Raw genomic sequence first — 16,509 nt, 5'->3', positions numbered from 1 at the left:
ACCGCACGGGCCGAGCTGCGCATGCTCATCGCCCAACACCAGCGGCGCGTCCTGGCATCCAATCGCGACGTCGACGCCGAACAGCGCACCGTGCACGCCGCGGTCGCCCGCCACCTCAACTACTGCGACCCCCGCAACTACGGCGGCGTCGACGGGCTGCCCGACGTCGAGGTCCGCGACCTCATCGCCGCCTCGATCAACCAGCAGATCCGTACCACCGCCCACCCCGCAATCCGTGGGCACCTGTACGGCGCGCGACTGCTGCTGACCGGCGCCGTCGCACCCACACTCGTCCTCGACCCACAGGAGGCCGTGCAGTGACCACCCCGACCGGCGACTCCTAGGGAGGACACCATGAGCATGACCCTGACCGCCACTGCGCCTACCCAACTGGGCGTCGATTGTGACTGTGACTGCCACCGCGAGGACCGACACTGTGAACGCTGTTGCCTCGACCCCGACGCCGGGTTCTGCGAGGACTGCGCCTACTACCTTGAGCTGAGCCGCCACAGCCGCACGGTGCGGGGGCGGTGATCGACGGTGACCCAGTTGAGCCTGAACCTGCGCGCCCACGACTTACCGCCACGCTGGGACGGTGACCCGGTCGACTGGTCACCCTGGCAACCGATGCCCGCGGTGACCCTCTGTCCGCCACCACGCACACAGGGATGCGGCAATTGTGGTTCGGCGACCAGGCCGTTCACCTGCTACGGCACCCGCACCATCGCCTACGGCCCCAACGTCATCCCCATCGGCCGGGGCCGTCTGCGCGACCGCCACATTCACGCCCGGCTGGTCGTGCACCGCTGCCCGGACTGCCTCCACGACACCGTCTTCGACCCCCGCACCGGCCAATGGTGGGACCTCGACGACAGCGACTACCAAGACGCCGGCTCCTGGGAACCGACCACAGGCCCCGGCACCCACCACGAGGAGTGACTTGACCATGCCCGGTGCCTACTGCCGCTACTGCGACCACCGATGCTTCGTCGACCGTGTCCTGCCCGACACCGGTCGACGTCTGCACATGGCCACCTGCCCGGCCGGGAAAGCCTATGACCGCAGCGTGTCTGGCTTCGACGCCGACACCGCGATCAATCCGGCGGCGATCAGTGACGACGATCCGCAGGCGGCGGCCACCGCCTCCCGACCGGCAGCCGTCAGGAGTGCTCGGTGACTGCCAGGCTGTCAGCCGATGAGCGAGACCTGCTGCGCGAGTGGGTCCACGTCATCGCCCCGGTCATCGCCAACCCGGGCGAGGAGTGCCGTCGTCTACGCGAGTCGCGCAGAAGCGGGGGAGGGTTCGGCCGCAACTACGAGGTGACCGGTCAACGGTTCACCGGCACCTGGGCGCACTACGAGGTGACCGACCGATTCACCACCGGCCTCCACGCCGGACAACCCTCACGCCTTCGGTTCGAACCACCACACCGCGAAGTGTCGATCACCCTGACGCGCCTGCGCCGGTGGGCCGACGCACTGCCCGCCGAGCTGCGTGAGCGCGCACAACATGCCTGGGCCACCCGCAGCCGCAACCTGACCGCCCTCACCTCGATCGCGCTGGAAGCCATCGACCTGCACGCTCAGACCGAACTCGAGGACGCCCGCGGCGAATGGTTCACTACCCTGCCCTGCACCCAACCGCCGGCACTCTCACCGCACTGCGCTGACGCCGGTCACGTGGGCTGCTGGCATGGCCACGCTCGGCCGAGCTACGTCAGCGTGCGTCACGCCGCCGCGCGCCGCCAGCACGGCCCCCGCGGATACGTCGCCACCTTCCGGCCAGGGTGGTCGCGCTACACCGAGACCACCTCGGCTCGCATCGTTGTTCCCGCTGACCACTACACGTGCGAATGCAGTTGCCACACCGACGGATACGCCGGACAACAGCTCGACCTTTTCGTTGAGATGCGTTGACGTAAGCCAACCTCACACTCGCTGCCGCATCTGACGTCGGTGGCGCTGCTCACTCCTTCAACAAGCTCATTGCACAGTTTCGGAACGGTGATGCACTGCGCATCGGGACGTGTCTTATATCGTTCGCATATGTCCACTGGCGGTTTGGAAGACTTTGAGCCGGCACGACTGAAGCTGCTCCGCGAACGGTCGGGATTGACCCGCGCTGATATCGCTGTGCGGTGCCAAGTGACGCTCGGCACCGCCCGTAGTTGGGAGGTCGGCCGCAGCGTGCCCTCCGAGGTCAATGCGCTGCGTCTAGCTGAGGCTCTCAGCATTCATCCCGCTGACCTGACGAACACCCCACGTAACCAGCCCACGCTGCGCCAGCTGCGGCAATGGCGGGGCCTGCGGGGCGAGGATGCCGCCAACAACGCCGGAATCGGCACCACCCCGTTGTACAACGCTGAAACCTACATCTCCCCCATTCCCGAACACATCCGCTCAGCGCTCGCCGAAGCGTATGGCGTCACGGAGAACCAGATCACCGCGGCGTGGAAGCGCGGACGCAAGCTACGGTTCGGCGACGTCGAGTGAGGCGCGCTGGTTCGGGGAACGGCGACGTCGTCGCCGTGGAACGATCCTGTTGTTGCACCATAGAGGCATGACTTCTTCGTCGATCCCTGTCTCCGAGTACACAGCCGGGGGCCACGTCACTCCTGATCAGAACCCGTTAGTGCGTCAGATAGCTGGCGGCCGGATCATCAAAATGTCGGTGGGCGGCGCAGACAACAACGTGTACCTGCTGCAATGCGCAGCTACGGGAAAGGCGTTGCTGATTGATGCCGCCAATGACGCCGAGCGAATCGTCGAGCTGGTACGCCAGGAGTGTCCCGCCGGACTGGAGCTTGTAGCAACCACTCATGAGCACATCGACCACTGGTGGGCGTTGCCGGACGTCGTCAAAGCGCTCTCCTGTGCGACGGCTGCGTCGAGAGCTGCGGCCTCCGAGCTGCCGGTCACTCCCGATCGCACAGTTGCCTCAGGTGACACCATACGAATTGGCGAGTTGCCCCCTGTAACAGTGATCGAGGCGCGCGGTCATACGCCCGGCTCCATCATCTTGGCTTTCACCGACGCGTCGGGGCAGAGTCACCTCTTCACCGGCGATTCGTTGTTCCCTGGGGGCCTCGGTAAGACCGCCGACACTGCGGCTTTCGCGAGTCTCTTTGCCGACGTCACCACGCAGGTATTCGATCGATATCCCGACAACGCGATTGTCTACCCCGGCCATGGTGACGACACCACTCTTGGTGACGAGCGACCTCACCTCGAGGACTGGCGGTCCCGAGGATGGTGAACGCTGCGGGGTCGGCCGCTGGTGACTGGACAGAGGGCATCAGCGCAACGGCAGTGCTGACCGCCAAGATGCGCGCCCTGGAGCTCGAGTCCGAGAATCCACTCGTAACTGATCTCGCCGCGGCGCACCTGGTGGCCGCGTCAGGTCTTGAGATGGGCGCAGTAAGCCTCTCTGAAATGACTGGTCAACGGCTCTTTGAGTCGAACGTCGTGCGTACTTGGTGGCTCGATGAACAGATCGGGAGCGTGTTGTACAGCGCCGTCCAGCCTCGTCAGGTGGTCATCTTGGCTGCTGGTCTCGACAGTCGTGTGACTCGACTTTCATTCCCCGCGGGCACCACAGTCTTCGAGATCGATCTCCCACAGATTTCCATGTTCAAATCGACGGTCTTCGCCGAGGAACCATCGATCGAGCTTGCCGCGACCTGGCGGCAGGTCACCGCTTCAATCACTGAACCCGGCTGGTCTGACCAACTTGTCAAGGCCGGCTTCGATCGAGCGGAACCGACGATCTGGGTAGCTGAGGGCATTCTGTTCTACCTCAGCGATGCCGAGACTTCCTCGGTCCTCTCTACCGTCAGCGGATTGAGCGCGTCGGGCAGCACACTCTTGGTGGCCCACTTCGGGCCAGGATCGAGATCAGATGCACAGACCCGCGAGATGAACTCAACAGCAACACAATCGGGGTATGGCTTTCAATCCGTCGTCGAAGACCCAGCGAGCTGGCTTGGCGACTACGGATGGACAACCGACGCTACGACCATCGCGCGAGTAGCTGAGAGTTTGGGCCGCAGCATCGATTACGGAGAGCCGGAGCGCGCTGGCGCTGAGGTCACCTGGCTCATCCGAGCCGACCGGTGAGGTCTACTCGCACCCGCGTGGCGTCAGCGATGTCGCTCAGTTCCACCTGCAAGTTGTAAGCCGTCAGAGGGTCTTTGGCTGCTCTCCAGAGGTGAAGTCGGTTGCTACTCGGGATCGCGACTCCTGGAAGGGCGAATTGTGGATTTGAGTGTCGCGCGCGCTCCCACTGCGCAGCCGAGCGACGCAGTGTGCGATACCGGCGATACCGGCGTGGAAGTTGGTTCACCGGATAAACCAGCAAGGTCGCTCCAGCCGACACGACGATGAGAAGTACCAAGGCGAGTGATATCGATGGTGCGTGATCGAGGTACCAGTTGCGGGTGTTGCCATCGGAGGCGTTCTCGACGATGAGATTGAGCATCTTGTTGCCGATGTAGAGGGCTGCCGAAGCTGCGGTGGCGGCCCAACCGAGCAGTGTGAGGCCGAACGGGCCTGTCAGCGGAACGATGGTCAAGGCATTGAGGGCCAGAACCAGGTTGACGACCGCTGCTGTGGCGATGACACCGAGGAAGATGCTCCAGTACGCCCAGGTCGACATGGACCACGGTTGGGGAATGCCGTCGGTGATGTAGGAAGTCGGCCCGCTTCGTGGAATCGGTGACCACAAGAACGTGGCCACCATCGCGACGATAATTGCCAACTCCGCCAGCAACCCGCGTCGCCAGGACGGCTGGTAGCCGGTGAGGCTGAGCATGAACACCACGGCCGGCACAGACACCAAGGCTCCCAACGTCATACCCACCAGGGTCATGAGATTGTGCTGCCCAGTGAGGGCATAGAGCACCGTTTCGCCGAAGCTGTCGGCGATTTCGGGTGTGCGAGCAAGCTTCGCAAGGGCGATGAGCGCAGCCACCTGGGTGAATGCCCACCAGCTTGGCGAAGCGTTCGGCGGGACATTGCACATGCGGTAGAGGACCAGCAGCAGCAGAGAACCGCACAACGCGATCGTGACGACGAGTGCCATCGTCTACTGCCAGCCGAAGACCCGGGAGGCCTGAACAAGCATCCTGCGTTGGGTGGGCGTGGCGTGGTCAGGGACAAGCACGTCCCGGTATTGATCCGCTTTGGAGATGAGCAGCCGGGCAAACCATTCAGCCTGTTGCTCGAACGGGTGCTCGTAGTTGCATCTGGCCAGCGGTGAGCACTGCATTGATGCGACGTGCAATTTGAGGACTTCCCTGGGGACGCGCGGAAAGATCTCTTTGAGATAGTCGGCACGCTCGTCGTCGGTCAGGGTATGAGCCAGCAGGATGTGCCCCAGCTCGTGCGAAATTGAGATCTCGCGCTGGACGTCGGTCAGCTGGTCGCGGATATAGACATAGTCGGCGTGAGGCTTCGGGAACCAGGCGGCCGAACAGTGCTTGGCCAGATCATCAGGCAGGCGGCGCAGAGCGATCGGCCTCCCTCGGCTCAGAGAGACCTTCGCTACCAGCGACTCGATGGTCCAGGGACGGAAGAACGGCAGCGATTCGACAACGTCGTACGCGGCGCGGTAATTGGGATCGTCACGAAGCGAGGTCACCAAGACTGTCCATCGCCTCCGGAGATAGTGGCTTGCTAGAAGCTCTCAGCGCGACGAGTCCTGTCTCATTCGCCGCAAGACTCCACACGGTCCTTGCCTGGAGTGCAATTGGTCCGTACTTCTCGACGTCGTCAGAGATCATGATGTCCACCGAGTCGGGTTCGCCCCACCCCAGGACTTCAGCGAGAGCTTGTCGATGCACCTCGCTCGGGGTTTGTCGTCCGTCGAGCCACGACTGGACGGTTCTGGGGGCCATAGCCTCGCCAAGGTGCTCGCCTAGCCGATTGGCCAAGACCTTGGCGGAATCATCTGCCAAGGTCTTGTTCGCCACCGCTAGCTGGATCAAGAGCTGCAGCCGGTCGGCAAAGCTCATCGGTGCGTTCACAGGGGATCACTCCTGGAGGAATGTCGTTAGTTCGTCGTGCGGAGCATTATATCTTTGCGTTTTGCAGCCAATCGGGCCTCGAAACTCGGCACGAGGTGGTGCGCATCGCTTGGCAAAACGAGTCCTGCCAGCCAACGTCGATACAGCTGCTCGATCCGCGTGCCGTGGTCTTCGGCTAGCGGGGCGGTCAGGTGAGGCCGGAAGGTCACTCCGATCGCTGGCGGTATCTCTGAACCTGGGCCGCCCACGCGCTCGAGTACCTCGGTGACATAGACCGCGGTCAGTCGCTGAACAGCGTGGCGGAGGCCGGAGCTGAATTCGGATTCGGGCTGTTCAGAGAGCAGACGATCAGCTGCGCGTACCACGTCGTGAATAAGGTCGACTGGCATCGCTACGGTCGCGAACGACAGGCTGTTCTCCAGGCTCGGCCGGGACACCTCTTCGCGCCGCGCCGCCGAGGTACCAGCATGGAGGGTGCTCGCCGCTGTTCCCTCCGGCCACCGCAGACCTTTGTCGATCTTCTGCAGGGTCGTGGGGCGGGGCGGCGCGGTATCAGGCGTAGGAGCTCGATACGCGCCAAGGTCGTATCGGCCGGCCCGCCGTTTTCGTGCACCTGTAGACGCGTCAAGCCCAACGTGCGTCGGCGTTCACTCACCGCACTCGCTAGTCTCTGCAATTCCTGTGGCACCTGTGGCCCATCCGCCATAAGTGGAACCGTATCGGATTGACCTAACCACTGTGTGGCCCCCACAGGCGGAAGCGTGTCATGAAAACGAGGATGAAGCCTCATAAGCCACGTAAGATCCACACTTTCCATAGTTTTGCAGTGTAGATGACCCTCGCTGCGCCGTGCGTGTAACGGTTGTGTACTGAGAAAAAGTGACTTAGTGTGATGCTCGCATGGGCTAGAGTTGCTGACTACTGGACACTAGGGCGACACAAGTGGGTGATAAGGGCATAAAACTCCAGGCACGTCCGCCCAGTCAGGCGATTTAGACGCCACGCAGAAAACTTTTTTCACGTCGCACTCGAAGCGACACCACCAGATCGATCCATCACACGCCTTGGGGGCCACTCACATGACCCAACACAGATTCGACAGCGCTACTGCATCGTTAGCCGTGCTCTCGGTTGCAGCGCCAGCACCACAGCCAGGGACACTTGACTGGCCTACTCCACTCACCGTGGCAGAGTTCCCGCACATGGTTCTGGCGGTAGCTGGGACTGTGCACACTCCTCGGGGCCAGGAGCTGTCCGCTGATAGCGCGTTCGCCACGGGAGTGGCATTGCTCGCTGCGGCTTGGTGGGCAGGGTTCCGCAGCGCCAGTCAACTCACCGAGGCCGAGCAGGCTGATGTGGTGGTTCTGCCGGCACCGTCAACACCCGCTTGGGGAGACCCCGGATATCTCTACTTCCTCTTTCCCGGCAGCTACGTTGCCGTCCGACCCGAGACGGGCACCGTGATTGTCGGAGACGGCACCACGTTGACCGCCCCCCTGGCGTGGGCCGAAGGCGCGGCGACAGTGGCGGCTGCACGCTTCGTCGCCAACTCTGATGAGGCGGTAGTGGCGTGAACGCCGATCACCGCCGCGTCGGCGGCTGGGCAGACCTCGCAGCGGAGATTCTCGATACCGATCCCTCGCCGCGTGACTGGATTGGCGATGCTATCTGCGCGCAGACCGATCCCGACATCTTCTTCCCCAACAAAGGACAGTCGACTGCCGCTGCCACCCTGGTGTGCCAGGCATGTCCAGTCAAGACCGCCTGCGCGCAGTGGGCCGCGGATGCTGGTGAGCGATACGGCGTGTGGGGCGGTATCAACACCCGCGCCCGTGATTCCGTCATCGTGGCCGGGGCGAAGGCGAGCTGATGATCAGCGAACAGCCGACACCATGCGCCCGGCAACCCGAGCAGTGGGACCTCGACGTTCTCATCCACTCCCCCGCATCAGCCCATCAGTCCCTGGTGGCATGCCTGCGTTGCCCGGTCCTACAGCCATGCCGTCAAGACCTCGCAGACAGCGGTGTCGCGCCCCGCGGACTGATCTGGGCAGCTGACGCCTACGGCGACGACGGCGAACGTATCCCTGTCCACGCACTCCTGGCGTATCTGCGGCGACGCCCGCCCAGACGCGAGAGCGCACCATCTGGCAAGCCAACCCCAAGAGCCGCCGCATGACTCGCCCATCGCCCGCGCCGAGGTTGGCAACCCGTGGCGCGCCTCCATCGTCGAAGGTCACGAACGTGAAACGATCACGCTTGGACCCATGTCTACACCCAGTGAGGAGGCCTCTGTCATGTAGCCGACAACACGCGAATGTCTTGCGTAGCAGTCGTTTTGCCCGTAGCGGGGCGGAATGGGAGCCGCCGTAGGACACCAGCGAGCGAATAACTACACAGCGATGGAGACACCGGTCCCCCCGAAGGGGAGTACACGGATTTTCGAGTAGGGAGCGAAGTTAGCCGCTTCGCTTCACCCCGAGAACTGGTTCGGAATCTAGTTAGCGCTAGACCCCGGGAGCCTCCCTAAAAGGAAGGAATTGCCGCCCTAGGCACTTCTGATGGTAAAGCACACCCTCGACACGGGCAACTATCACCGCCGTGTCGCGCCATTCACACCTCCCGTAGAGACATCACCGCAGGTCGCGCCGATTGATGGGGCGTTGGGTGAGGTCACTACGGGAACGCTCCGACCACCGTTGCGGTGACTGTCGGGGCGAACGCCCCTACCAGCGTTGTCTTCGATACCCCCCACAGAGCCGCATCAGCGTGTGCGGCGACGTGCGGGAGTAACCGTTCAGCTTGGCTGGACGGGGGCGCACACACCACGGCTCGCGCGGCGATCGTCCGCGCTGAGCGCGTGATTGCTGACATCCTCGCGCGGTGCTGCACGCTGAGCCTGGCTCAGCTGATCGCGGCTGTTGACGCACCATCATCGGTGGTGATCGACGCCGTACTCGGGCTAGTCGGCGCCGGTTCAGCTGATCTGTGGAGCCATCACGTCGACACCCACCTGGTCGTCGGCCTCCTGGACTCCCATGGAGATCGCGCCGGATCTGGTGCCCCACGGGCCGGGGTGGTGATTCGGTGACCGCGCCGGGACTGATTGCGGCCGAGCAACAATCGGCCGAGCAACAACGGCCGGGGACGTTCACCGCGGCCATCGCTGCGCTACTGGAGCCGTTGTGTCTGACTGCGCGGGTTTCTCTCGCGTTTGCGGTCACCTGCCGACTACTCGATGCGATCGAAACACAGCAGCGCAATACGATTGAAGACCTCAACGCCGAGCAACGAGGCCGGCGCACATGGCAGCGACCTACCCCCGGACGCACAACGGACGGCCGAGCCCCGGCGCAGGTGCCGTGCTGGACGAGCAGGGACGCCTGGATCGAAGCGGTAGCGGTCCTCCTCGGCACGGCCGAGGGTGCAGCTGCTCGCCGGCGCCATCACCGCGTGGCCGCGGCGACGGTTATGGCTACAGCGACAGCGCACGCCTACTACGCCGAAACCCGCACAGGTCGGCACATGACGGCCTCGTTGAGAACCCTCGCCGGTAAGGCCGGACTCAGCCTTGACCAGATCAAGGACGGCCGGCGCGTATTGCGCACTCTTGGCCTGCTCGTCGATGTGGCTTATGGGCAGCGTCTCACCTCGATCGAGATCATGGCCGCCCGCGCCCACCACGGCGGCACGCAGCTGCGCGTGGCCTCGCAGATCTCCCTCACCATGCCCAAGGATGCCGTCGCAGCTGTAGCCGACGCCGAGCCAACCCCCGCACCCGCCCAGCCATCACAGACGGCGGGACAGGGGCGTCACCAGCAGCCGAAGGGTTGCCCACCCCTATCCCGTCAGGGGTCAAGTAGAGCTTTTTCTCTTTCTAAAAGTTCTACTTTTTCAAGAGAAAAACGGACATACCCGGCGAAGAAGCTGTCGCATGGGCGATCACTGCCGATCCAGAAGCTCGCAGCCGGGATCGTGGCCCGCTGCCGCGGGCTCGACCCCGACACCGACGCACTCGCCTCACCCCGCAGGGTCGTACCGGAGTCCTGGCGCCGTCCGGACTTCCAGCGCAAACACCACCTTGGCCGCATCTGCGACGTCCTCACCGACGCCGGCATCGACCCGTCCACCTGGACACCGGCAGCGGTAGTCGCACGACTCAACGACCACGGCCGCAACGCCAACCTGAGCTGGCCAAACACCATCGAGAATCCCGCGGCCTACCTGCGGTGGCGCCTCGGACAAATCGACTGGGGCACATCGAGCCCCACCCCCGCCCGGACCCCGCGAGCGGATGAGAACGGCCACCGATCTCCTACCGCCCACCGACCCGCTGCCGACAGCGCGCTGCGCGCCCGTGCCTACGAGATCGCGGCCGCGGCCTGCGGATGGAACAAACCACCAGGAGGCGCCGACGGATAACCGACTCTCCCCCACCGGCAGTACGCAAACCCGACCTACAGCGAATACAAGGAGCATCAAAATGAACGTCACTGTCTACACCAAGCCAGCCTGCGTCCAGTGCAACGCCACATACAAGGCCCTCGACAAGCAAGGCCTTACCTACGAGATCGTCGACATCTCCGAAGACACCCAGGCGCGGGACTTCGTGATGAACCTGGGCTACCAACAGGCCCCGGTCGTCGTTGCAGGTAAAGAGCACTGGTCCGGATTCCGCCCCGATCGGATCAAAGCGTTGCGCAGCGACCAGTTCGCGGTTTCTGCATGAGCACCTACCCGCCCCATGCACGGATAGACTGCACGGGTCATGGAACAGTATCTATCTCTGAGCGAGTTCGCGGCGAGGGCGAATTTGTCTGTGAACACACTCAAGAGCTACGACCGCAAGAGCATGCTTCCTGCCTACGACGCACTCATCGGCTCGACGAGGGGCTGGAAGGAAACGACCGTGAACAAGTGGATTCGCGACCGACAGCCAATTCCGGACGGCGAGTCTTTACCGCGGTAAGACTCGCGTCCCGGCCTGTCGCCTTGGCGAGGGCACCCTCTCCGGTGGAACATAGCCTTCGGGCGCTGAGCGGGCCCGCATCGAGCAATCCCACACCAAATCTCCGAGGGACTCGCTCCCGACATTGAAATACGCCCAAGAGGGTGTATCCTCTAACCTGAGGCGCCACCGTCTTTACCGCGGTAAAGACCCAACCGCCCTCGCCCACCGAAGTAGTCAATCGACGAAGCACACGGAGGCTCCACCCGGAATGACCGTCTACACCTTCATTAACCAGAAAGGTGGCGTGGGAAAGTCCACCGCCACAGTCAACTGCGCCGCAGTCACCGCCGATGTGATCAACGACCCCACATCAACATCCCAAGAAGAGGACTCCCCCGTCCTCGCCGTCTCCACGGACCCTCAAGGTTCGGCCGTGTGGTGGGCAGACAGGGTCGACGACCTCCCCTTCCGTATCACCCAGGTCGATGGCAATCCCGAGCTACTGCGTTCACTCGGCGACTTGCCCGGCGTCGAGCACGTGTTCGTGGACACCCCAGGCTGGCTAGGCGATGACCCTGGGACGACCGAGAACGGAAACACAGGGCTGGTCCTTGATGCTTTGCTCTCGGCTACAGACCTTGCGGTAGTGCCGCTCACTCCAGAAGTGCTTGCGTTCGATCCCACAGCTCGAACGATCGAGAAAGTACTCAAGCCTCGCGGGGTGGCTTTCAAAGTCGTGATCAACAACTGGGATCCACGAGATGGCCGAGCAGACCTAGAGGAAACGCAGCAGTTTGCGCGATCGATGGGCTGGCCGTTGGCGAACACTGTCATACGCCGGTACAAGCTCCACACTCGCGCCGCCGCGGACGGCAAGGTCGTCACTGAGTACCCGACGAACAGGGTGGCACTACAGGCCAGAGAAGACTTCCAGCGACTGTGCCTCGAACTCAATGTGGGGGCCCGCTGATGGCGCGCAAGAATGGCGGACGAGTTGATCTGAGTTCGCTCGCATCCTCAGTAGGCGTCAACTCGACTGTGGACCCCACCGCTGCGGTCGACGGCATCTATCGCTCGAACGTCCGCCTTGACGAACTAGCGCCAAACCCTCGTAACCCGCGGTCTGATCTGGGGGATCTCGCCGATTTGGAGAGTATTCGCGATCGTCAGCTCCAGCCGGCGACCGCGATCTCTCGATCCGCCTGGCTCAGGTTGTATCCGGAAGATCAGAGCGCGATCAGCGACGCGCAGTACGTGATCGTCAACGGGTGCCGACGTCTCGCCGCGGCTCGACAGTTCGGGCGCGAAGGCCTCGACATGGTGATTCGTGACGGGCTGGCAGCGGATAAGGCGACGCTGCTGTGGGCCGCGATTGCTGAGAACCTGGAACGCCAGGACTTCGACGTCATCGAAGAAGCGAACGCGGTGGAGGCGATGGTCGCCGAGCTGGGAAGCGCCAAAGCGGCTGCCGAGCGTCTCAATCGCACGGAGGGGTGGGTGTCGCAGCGCCGCACCCTCCTCCAGCTGGACCCGGAACTCCAAGCGAAGCTACGGAGTGGAGAACTTGCGGTGCGGCATGCACGCACTCTTGCGAAGGTCCCGATGGAGGAGCAGGTCGCCGCCTGGCAGGCGGCAAGCGAGAAGCGTGAAAAGTCAACAGACGCAGGGGAGGAGGGCGGTAAGCAGGCCCGAACGCCGGAGCACTCCTCTGCTGCAATGAAGCGTGCTTTGAAGAGGTTCAAGGCCGAGCCAAGCACCGTAGCGATTGCAATCCGCGAGGTCTGGCCGCCCGAAGATATCGACGCACTCATCGAACAGCTCCAAGACCGTAGCTGAGGCGTTCTTTACCGCGGTAAAGCGACCAAGTCGGTTTACCGCGGTAAAGAGAGCTAGGCAGGAGCGACTATGTGAACGCAGAGGTGACCCCTTGAGTGGCAAAACGGCCGACGATCACGCGATGATCGTCACCTCCACAAAGGTTCTGTCCCCGTCGGGGATCGTGTTGGTAGACAAGCCTGTTGATTCGGTCGACAAGCTCCTAAAGGTCCTGGAGTGGCGTCAGCGCCGGCAGCCGTTGTCCCCGGCGGGGTTGCCGGCGCAGGTGTGGGTGATCGACGCTGCGTGCGCACAGCTCGGGTGGGGTCCGGACGATGTCGATCCGGGTGACGAGGCTGACTACTCCGATGAGGAGTTGCGTGAGGGTCGAATGAAGACCGACGTGATCGCTCGTCTCGATGACGCCACCCGCGAGCTGCTCGGTCCCTTTCTGGCACCGCAGGGTGAGGACGGGTGGCATCTGTATCAGCCGGGGGAGGAGATCGGTTATCGCCTGCACCTGTCTCACACGGTTGGGAACCGCAAGCTGATGGTCGATGTCATCCTCGAGGGTTGGGCGTGGACTGCACGCATCAACCACGACCGTATGGGCATCCTGGGCTCGGAAACCGCGGGCACGCTCATCGATTTCGAGGATGAGATGGAGACCGCCCGGGAGTTGGCCCGCCGGTTGTGCTGGCATGTCGACAATCTGGGCGTCCTGCCTGGGATCACCCCGGCGCGTACCGGGGCGGTGATCCTCGACCGGGTCTTTCGGGATCGCCGCAAGACCGGGCGTGGCATCATTGTCGATGCGCCAGTTCCGTTGCCGCCCATAGATATTGCCGATGCTGACGAACTTGAACCGGTTATCGTGTGGTCGCGTGGCTGGATCGACACCGAGGAACTCGACGCGGCCGATGAGCTGGTGACGATCGACCAACGCGCCTCGTATCTGGCCAGTGCCGGCATGATCAACCTGGGGTACGGCGAACTGGTTCACCACAGCACCGGCGCCGAGGAACTCGCCCACACCAGTACCCCTCTGCCGTTCGGGGTGTGGCAGATCACGCTGCCGGCCGCCGACACCCTCGCTCTGCCGGACAAGCTGCCCTTGCCGCATCCGCGGATGAGGACCGACCGGCCCGTGACGACGTGGGTGACCACCGAAACGATCATCAGCCTGACCGCGCCCATCCCGGATGGGGGGGCGGGCCTCGACATCGCGGATCTGGCGATCGCCGAGGCCTGGACCACCACAGACCAAGGGCAGGTGCTCAAGCGGTGGAAGGAGCTGCTTGCTGCCGCCCGCAAAGCCGCCGTGGAGGCCGATGACCCGATCCTCAAGTCGATGGTCACCGACATCTACAAGGGCTACCTCGGGCGCATCGCCGGTGACCGCAACTGGGATTCCCACATGCGCCACCACTACCAGCCGATCTGGGCCGCGGCCATCAAAGCTCACGCCCGCCACCGCTCGCGGGCCAAAGCTATGAAACTTGCACGCGAGCACAACATCTGGCCCATCAAAGGCCTCACCGACGCCTGGACCTACCTCGCACCCGCAGGCGTGGATCTCGCCGACGAACTGGCCTACCTCGGCAAGTTCGTGGTCGAGAAGCGGCGCCCGCTCGACGACGACGTCATCCTCGCTCTGCTCTCGGCGACCACACCCACCGAGGTCCGCAAGGCGATCAACACCGCCTACACCGCCTCCGGCCAATCAGACGACGACGCAGACGACAACGAAAGCGCCGACGACAACGATGCAACTCGCTCCGGCGCAGTCGATCTCACTTCTGATGCCGCGACGGTGACCAGCGAAGAGGTGGTGAGCTGATGGCCCAGTTCCGGCCGCGCCGTCGCGAACGCCGCGACGAGCCCACCGCCACCACCACCGCGGCCGCCGGCCGGCAGGTCTCCGTCGCAGCCGGGACCGCGGCTGATCTCGCACGGGCTGATGCGGGTCTGGTGGGGGAGCGCACACCCACCGATCACCTCGGCACCATCGGCTACGACGCCGCCTGCAAAGCCGCCCAGGACGCCGGCCGCCGCCCACCCTCGCGACGAACCTTTCGCCGCTGGAAACAGCAGGGACGCATCCCCGATGACCGCACCGCCGATCTCGTCGCTCGCCGCGCCGAGATCACCCGGATGGGTGGTGTCGACGGAGCCGCGCAACAGCTCGGCCGCTCACCGAGTGCCGTCTACGACTGGCGAGCTGGACGCACCAAGAGTCTGCGTCCCGACGCCAGGGCCGCCTCGTCGATGCACAGGTCGCCCAGCGCCTCGTCGACAGCGGCGTCGACGTCTCCCGCATGCGACCGACCATCCACTTCACCGCCGACGTCCACGCCCGCACCGACGGCGGCAACTACGACTACCGCATGGCCAAATCCTTCGACTTCGGCGGCCCCCAAGGCCTCGACCACACCCAGATGAGCCGCCAACAAATCGCCGCCCTCGGCGACGCCCTCGCCCGTGACGACCACGCACGCGTCGCAGCCATCCTCGAAGAACACGCCTCGGTCAACTTCGCCGCCTTCGACGACTTCGACGACGACACCGGATTCCACTTCGACGGCGTCCGCGACTTCCGCATCGACTGGAACTGACATGACGGACGCAACCAGACCGACGAGCCCAGATCTGCTACTGACCCTCGACTGTCTCGTAGAACTGGTCGACAGGGTCGAACACGCCCGTGGCCAGGCCCTGGCGATAGGGGAGTCCTCGGCGGTCAAAGCCGCCTTCCACGCCGCTGGTTCGGTCAGCACGCCTACCGCCAGCTACACCCGTGGCGTCGAGGTTGACCGGTTCTACGCACTGCTGGCCACCACCAACCCCGACCTCGCCGAACAGTTCCGCACCCACCGCGCCGGCACGCAGTCGCCCGCTCCCGCGCCCTGAACGGGCCTCAGGCTGCCGAACCGGGCGAGTTCGGGCAAACGGGAGCCCGCGAAGCCGCCGCGGCCGTTTGCGGCCCGATACGCTGACATCAACCCGAGATCCACGATCACCACACCGAAGGGACACAGCCGATGGCACACGATGCAGGCCAGAGCTCGTGCCACACGTTGACCGACCTGGCCGGCACCGTGCACCAGTTCCCCGCCGAAGACGCCACCCCCGCCGAAGCGCCGGCCATAGACGAACTCGCGCAGCGACGCAATGCAGCAGTGTCCGAAGCAGTCTGATCAACGAAGCAACTGGAGGTCTTTGTAGTGGTTGACGTGCTGTCGAAGCCCGTGGGCGTCTACATGATGACGCTGTGGTGGCATTCCCGCGGCGACGAGGTCGCCAATGCCGAACTCGCCGACATCCTCACCGCACGAGGATTTCTCGACGCCACCGCGGACATGAGTGTGTCGCGAGAGCGCAGTGCTGCGGTGCATGCGGCGTCCGAAGACGAGACTGTCCGCGAGTTGCTCGCGCAGTGGTGTGTCACAACCCGTGCGCGCCGTGGGGGAGCGGGTGTGCAACACCCGTCACATTGGCTGCCGCAGGCAACCGCGGCCATGGCCGCAGAGACCGACCCCGACGCCGTGAACCGCCAACACCATCTGGTGATCGACATGGTGACCAAGCTCCCGCCCTCCGACGCCGCCGACCCCGCCGTCTCCCAACAGATCGCCGAGCACTTCCACACCTACAACACCCACGCCATCCACCAGGGCCGTAGTCCGAGCCGGTGGTAACGCGAGTGACCAGATGACCAGGG

General features: G+C 64.0%; 23 protein-coding genes. 20 read left to right on the top strand and 3 right to left on the bottom strand.

The genetic code is table 11. From position 1 onward, the window contains the following. The 7 genes from BJF87_RS26140 to BJF87_RS15135 form a co-directional block, all read left to right on the top strand. On the top strand, nucleotides 1-321 hold a 321-nt coding region (locus BJF87_RS26140; RefSeq protein WP_158037525.1), incomplete at its 5' end, for a hypothetical protein. A 219-nt stretch (nucleotides 322-540) separates the two neighbouring features. Then, complete coding sequence (locus BJF87_RS15160) at nucleotides 541-939, top strand: hypothetical protein (protein ID WP_075863463.1); 399 nt, start codon at nucleotides 541-543, stop codon at nucleotides 937-939. Between the two features lies 1 nt (nucleotide 940). Beyond that, a complete protein-coding gene (locus BJF87_RS15155; RefSeq protein ID WP_075863462.1) occupies nucleotides 941-1,177 on the top strand; it encodes a hypothetical protein in 237 nt (78 codons plus the stop codon). After that, nucleotides 1,174-1,917 (top strand): hypothetical protein, encoded by a 744-nt coding sequence (locus tag BJF87_RS15150; RefSeq protein WP_075863461.1) that lies wholly within the window; start codon nucleotides 1,174-1,176, stop codon nucleotides 1,915-1,917. The genes BJF87_RS15155 and BJF87_RS15150 overlap by 4 nt, the downstream gene beginning before the upstream one ends. Before the next feature lie 129 nt (nucleotides 1,918-2,046). Further along, entirely contained in the window at nucleotides 2,047-2,493 is a 447-nt protein-coding gene (locus tag BJF87_RS15145; protein WP_075863460.1) for a helix-turn-helix transcriptional regulator, read from the top strand. Between the two features lie 67 nt (nucleotides 2,494-2,560). Then, nucleotides 2,561-3,256: an MBL fold metallo-hydrolase gene (locus BJF87_RS15140; protein ID WP_075863459.1), complete on the top strand. Its 696-nt coding sequence runs from the start codon at nucleotides 2,561-2,563 to the stop codon at nucleotides 3,254-3,256. Continuing rightward, nucleotides 3,250-4,116, top strand: a complete 867-nt coding sequence (locus tag BJF87_RS15135) for an SAM-dependent methyltransferase (protein WP_075863458.1) — start codon at nucleotides 3,250-3,252, stop codon at nucleotides 4,114-4,116. Before BJF87_RS15140 ends, BJF87_RS15135 begins: the two co-directional genes overlap by 7 nt. Here BJF87_RS15135 and BJF87_RS15130 read toward each other — a convergent pair. From BJF87_RS15130 to BJF87_RS15120, 3 genes are read right to left on the bottom strand one after another with little or no spacing between them, the layout of a single operon-like run. Next, the gene (locus BJF87_RS15130) at nucleotides 4,097-5,080 is read right to left on the bottom strand and encodes a hypothetical protein (protein WP_075863457.1); all 984 of its coding nucleotides are present in this window, start codon (nucleotides 5,078-5,080) and stop codon (nucleotides 4,097-4,099) included. The two genes, BJF87_RS15135 and BJF87_RS15130, sit on opposite strands and share 20 nt — an antisense overlap. A 3-nt stretch (nucleotides 5,081-5,083) precedes the next feature. Then, nucleotides 5,084-5,638, bottom strand: a complete 555-nt coding sequence (locus tag BJF87_RS15125; RefSeq protein ID WP_075863456.1) for an ImmA/IrrE family metallo-endopeptidase — start codon at nucleotides 5,636-5,638, stop codon at nucleotides 5,084-5,086. Next, entirely contained in the window at nucleotides 5,622-6,023 is a 402-nt protein-coding gene (locus tag BJF87_RS15120) for a hypothetical protein (RefSeq protein WP_139319521.1), read from the bottom strand. The genes BJF87_RS15125 and BJF87_RS15120 overlap by 17 nt, the downstream gene beginning before the upstream one ends. A 1,184-nt stretch (nucleotides 6,024-7,207) precedes the next feature. Here BJF87_RS15120 and BJF87_RS15110 point away from each other — a divergent pair. The 13 genes from BJF87_RS15110 to BJF87_RS15050 all read left to right on the top strand — a co-directional run bounded on the left by BJF87_RS15110 (nucleotide 7,208) and on the right by BJF87_RS15050 (nucleotide 16,486). Then, the gene (locus BJF87_RS15110; RefSeq protein WP_075863453.1) at nucleotides 7,208-7,597 is read left to right on the top strand and encodes a hypothetical protein; all 390 of its coding nucleotides are present in this window, start codon (nucleotides 7,208-7,210) and stop codon (nucleotides 7,595-7,597) included. Beyond that, on the top strand, nucleotides 7,594-7,893 hold the full coding sequence (locus BJF87_RS15105) for a WhiB family transcriptional regulator (RefSeq protein ID WP_075863452.1): 300 nt from the start codon (nucleotides 7,594-7,596) through the stop codon (nucleotides 7,891-7,893). Before BJF87_RS15110 ends, BJF87_RS15105 begins: the two co-directional genes overlap by 4 nt. A gap of 989 nt (nucleotides 7,894-8,882) precedes the next feature. Continuing rightward, nucleotides 8,883-9,113 carry a hypothetical protein gene (locus BJF87_RS15095; protein ID WP_075863450.1) on the top strand — a complete coding sequence of 77 codons (231 nt, stop codon included), beginning with the start codon at nucleotides 8,883-8,885 and terminating at the stop codon, nucleotides 9,111-9,113. 380 nt (nucleotides 9,114-9,493) lie between these two features. Further along, complete coding sequence (locus BJF87_RS25860; protein ID WP_139319520.1) at nucleotides 9,494-10,444, top strand: hypothetical protein; 951 nt, start codon at nucleotides 9,494-9,496, stop codon at nucleotides 10,442-10,444. Nucleotides 10,445-10,505: 61 nt separating this feature from the next. Further along, on the top strand, nucleotides 10,506-10,751 hold the full coding sequence (gene nrdH / locus BJF87_RS15085; protein WP_075863448.1) for a glutaredoxin-like protein NrdH: 246 nt from the start codon (nucleotides 10,506-10,508) through the stop codon (nucleotides 10,749-10,751). 490 nt (nucleotides 10,752-11,241) lie between these two features. Next, the gene (locus BJF87_RS15075; RefSeq protein WP_075863446.1) at nucleotides 11,242-11,943 is read left to right on the top strand and encodes a ParA family protein; all 702 of its coding nucleotides are present in this window, start codon (nucleotides 11,242-11,244) and stop codon (nucleotides 11,941-11,943) included. Then, the gene (locus BJF87_RS15070; RefSeq protein WP_075863445.1) at nucleotides 11,943-12,809 is read left to right on the top strand and encodes a ParB/RepB/Spo0J family partition protein; all 867 of its coding nucleotides are present in this window, start codon (nucleotides 11,943-11,945) and stop codon (nucleotides 12,807-12,809) included. Before BJF87_RS15075 ends, BJF87_RS15070 begins: the two co-directional genes overlap by 1 nt. Nucleotides 12,810-12,900: 91 nt before the next feature. Then, nucleotides 12,901-14,628, top strand: coding sequence for a hypothetical protein (locus tag BJF87_RS15065; RefSeq protein WP_139319519.1), 1,728 nt, complete (start codon nucleotides 12,901-12,903; stop codon nucleotides 14,626-14,628). Next, entirely contained in the window at nucleotides 14,628-15,230 is a 603-nt protein-coding gene (locus tag BJF87_RS25510) for a hypothetical protein (RefSeq protein WP_139319518.1), read from the top strand. Before BJF87_RS15065 ends, BJF87_RS25510 begins: the two co-directional genes overlap by 1 nt. Beyond that, nucleotides 15,227-15,403 carry a hypothetical protein gene (locus BJF87_RS26135; protein ID WP_158037523.1) on the top strand — a complete coding sequence of 59 codons (177 nt, stop codon included), beginning with the start codon at nucleotides 15,227-15,229 and terminating at the stop codon, nucleotides 15,401-15,403. The genes BJF87_RS25510 and BJF87_RS26135 overlap by 4 nt, the downstream gene beginning before the upstream one ends. 1 nt (nucleotide 15,404) lies before the next feature. Next, nucleotides 15,405-15,698: a hypothetical protein gene (locus BJF87_RS15055; RefSeq protein WP_075863442.1), complete on the top strand. Its 294-nt coding sequence runs from the start codon at nucleotides 15,405-15,407 to the stop codon at nucleotides 15,696-15,698. Nucleotides 15,699-15,829: 131 nt separating this feature from the next. After that, on the top strand, nucleotides 15,830-15,985 hold the full coding sequence (locus BJF87_RS26130; protein WP_158037521.1) for a hypothetical protein: 156 nt from the start codon (nucleotides 15,830-15,832) through the stop codon (nucleotides 15,983-15,985). A 36-nt stretch (nucleotides 15,986-16,021) separates the two neighbouring features. Next, on the top strand, nucleotides 16,022-16,486 hold the full coding sequence (locus BJF87_RS15050) for a hypothetical protein (protein WP_139319517.1): 465 nt from the start codon (nucleotides 16,022-16,024) through the stop codon (nucleotides 16,484-16,486). The last annotated feature ends 23 nt before the right edge of the window (nucleotides 16,487-16,509 follow it).

It is taken from the genome of Gordonia sp. CNJ-863 (genome assembly GCF_001942325.1).
GTDB classification, from domain to species: domain Bacteria; phylum Actinomycetota; class Actinomycetes; order Mycobacteriales; family Mycobacteriaceae; genus Gordonia; species Gordonia alkanivorans.
This window is presented reverse-complemented; position numbering and strand designations above follow the sequence as displayed.